The sequence below is a fragment of the Lysinibacillus telephonicus genome, from assembly GCF_003966145.1.
GTDB lineage: Bacteria > Bacillota > Bacilli > Bacillales_A > Planococcaceae > Ureibacillus > Ureibacillus telephonicus.
In genome coordinates, this window is sequence record NZ_RXNR01000134.1 from 1 (window position 1) to 2,457 (window position 2,457).

Below are 2,457 nucleotides of genomic sequence, written 5' to 3' on the forward strand. Positions count from 1 at the left end.
TGTATTTCGCAAGTAAAAATTGAGCCATTTATTAATTAAAAACTGAGCCACTTAAACCTGACTATTTTCCAACCATTCCTTTGTGTCTAATATTCGATAAGATGGTCCTACCATGTCTACCATATATGCTCGATGTGTTAGTCGGTCCGTTAAAGCTGCTGTTAAAACTGGATCATGAAATATTTCTTCCCATCGATCAAATGATAAATTACTCGTAACGATGGTGGATGCTCGTCCTGCCCGAAGGGAAAGATGAGTAAATAATAACTCGGCTCCTTCTTTATCAAAGGAGATATAACCTAATTCATCAATGATTACTAAATCATATTTTTCAAACTTCAGTTCAAATGAACGTAACGTTCTTTCAGAACGGCTCTCTTTTAATTGGTTTACTAGAGATGATACCGTTGTAAAAAATACTTTATATCCTGCCAAACAAGCTTCAATTCCTAAACCTATTGCTATATGGGTTTTACCTGTTCCAGGTGAGCCAATTAATAAGACGTTTTGTTTTTCTTGAATAAAGTCCAATTTCCTTAAATGTGGGAGGCGAGAGGCCGCATTTTGCGGTAATCTCTCAAACTCTAATTCAGTTAATAGTTTCTTTTCAGGGAAATTTGCAGATCGAATGCGATTCGCTTTTGCTCGCACTTCTCGATCTTCCATTTCTTGCACTAGTGCGTGATATAAGAAATCTTCTGCTGTCTGATATTGTTTCCACATATCATCTTCTTGAATAAATCCCCGAATGCTTGGTAATCGAAGTTCCTTGCACATCTCAATCATTTCTTGTCTTTTATCCATTAGTGAAGCACCCCTGTCTTTTTCGTTTCAAATAACGCCGTTATGGCTGAAAGATTTTCGAGAGATTGGGTGGTGACCTCATTTTTGGAATGTACAGTTTTATGGATGTATTCGCCTTGACTAGCTATGAAAATAATTTTTTCTGTTGTTATTTGAACCATAGGGTTCTTTTCGAGTTGTTCAATCGCTGCTAAGACTTTTTCTAGATTGTTATGTTCTTTTAGATAAATAAGTAACTCTAGAAAATCTCGCTCATTTCCAATATAATAATCTTTGTATAATTTTTTTATTTTTGTTGGTGCTTGACTCAAACATTCACTTTGAGCCAATGCACCTTTTTTCTTTTCAAATGTACGTAAGTAATGATAAATATCCATAATCCATTGATGGATCTGCCAACTTCGCTTATGTGTCGCGATACAGGCATTTTCACTAAAAATAAGAATTTTTTCCGCACTCGCTTTTACTTTCACCCATTCTCCAACATGTCCTTCTGGAACAGAATAACGATTTTGTCTATAAGTAATCGTGCTATATTTGTCCACTCTAAATTCATACAACTCAGAGGCATCAAATGGAATAATTTCTGCGCTTACTTGCCTAGCTATACGCTCTTCTAGCATTAATTCATGGTGCGTTTGGTTTTTCTTATAATGCTTACGAGAGTTTAATTTCATGATAATTTCTGTTAGATAAGCCTGAGCTTCTTCTAGACTTGTAAACGTATCTCGATGGGCAAATGCTTTCCGGCGGATGTATTCTACACTTCGCTCTACATGCCCCTTCTGATTTCCTTTTCTCGGTTCACATAGTCGTATTTTAAAATGATAATGCATCGATAGATTTTTCATACCATCGGTAATCTCACGTTCAGTCCCAATAAAGTTCTTTACAACTGTCCGCATATTATCGTAGGTAAAAACTTCTGGTACAAAGCCTAAATAGTCAATACATTTTACATGAGCATCTTGTACGCACACCATTGTTTCGGATTCATATAAATATGCAATTCTTTCATTACTATATGGTAGGGTAAAGACCGCCATTGAAAGAGAACGTAATGTTTGATCAATGATTAATTTTACTTCACCCCAGTCAAATTCAATCTCATGACCAGCAGTTGCCTTTTGACGAATAAACACTTCTTTTTGACGTTTCTCCTCACTATTTACAAAATTTCTAACAGTGGTATAACTAATTTCAAAACCTTCATCTAATAACTTTTCATGAATATCAATCATTTTTAGTTGTTGCTTGTGCATCTGATGTTGCCGTTTATACTCATTATCTTTTAACATTTTTCGGATACGTTTCATCACCGTAGGTGTTAATGCTCTTTTATTGCCTTTTCGTTTCTTATACGACGGAGGCGTTACATAGTTATCTGTAATAGGTAGTTCTCGAATATCTTGCTTTCTTTTTTCAAGATCCTCTTCAATATATTTTTTTACAGTATTCCGAGAAATACCAAGCTCCTTCGCAATTTGACGCTGACTTTTATCATCTTGATGAAAGGCAATTAGCACTCTCTGTTTCTTTTCCAATGAAATCACCTCTATACGCTCCTAACTCTATGAAGTTAGGATTATTTTCATATAAAAGTGGCTCACTTTTCAACTGCGATGGTGGCTCAGTTTTAGCTTATCAAATACA

2 protein-coding genes are annotated in these 2,457 nt (G+C 35.3%); both read right to left on the reverse strand.

Features of this window, described 5'->3' with window-relative positions:
• Positions 1 to 51: 51 nt before the first annotated feature.
• On the reverse strand, positions 52 to 804 hold the full coding sequence (gene istB / locus EKG35_RS20450) for an IS21-like element helper ATPase IstB (RefSeq protein WP_126296391.1): 753 nt from the start codon (positions 802 to 804) through the stop codon (positions 52 to 54).
• Positions 804 to 2,348, reverse strand: a complete 1,545-nt coding sequence (gene istA, locus EKG35_RS20455; protein WP_221766347.1) for an IS21 family transposase — start codon at positions 2,346 to 2,348, stop codon at positions 804 to 806. The genes istB and istA overlap by 1 nt, the downstream gene beginning before the upstream one ends.
• Positions 2,349 to 2,457: the final 109 nt, after the last annotated feature.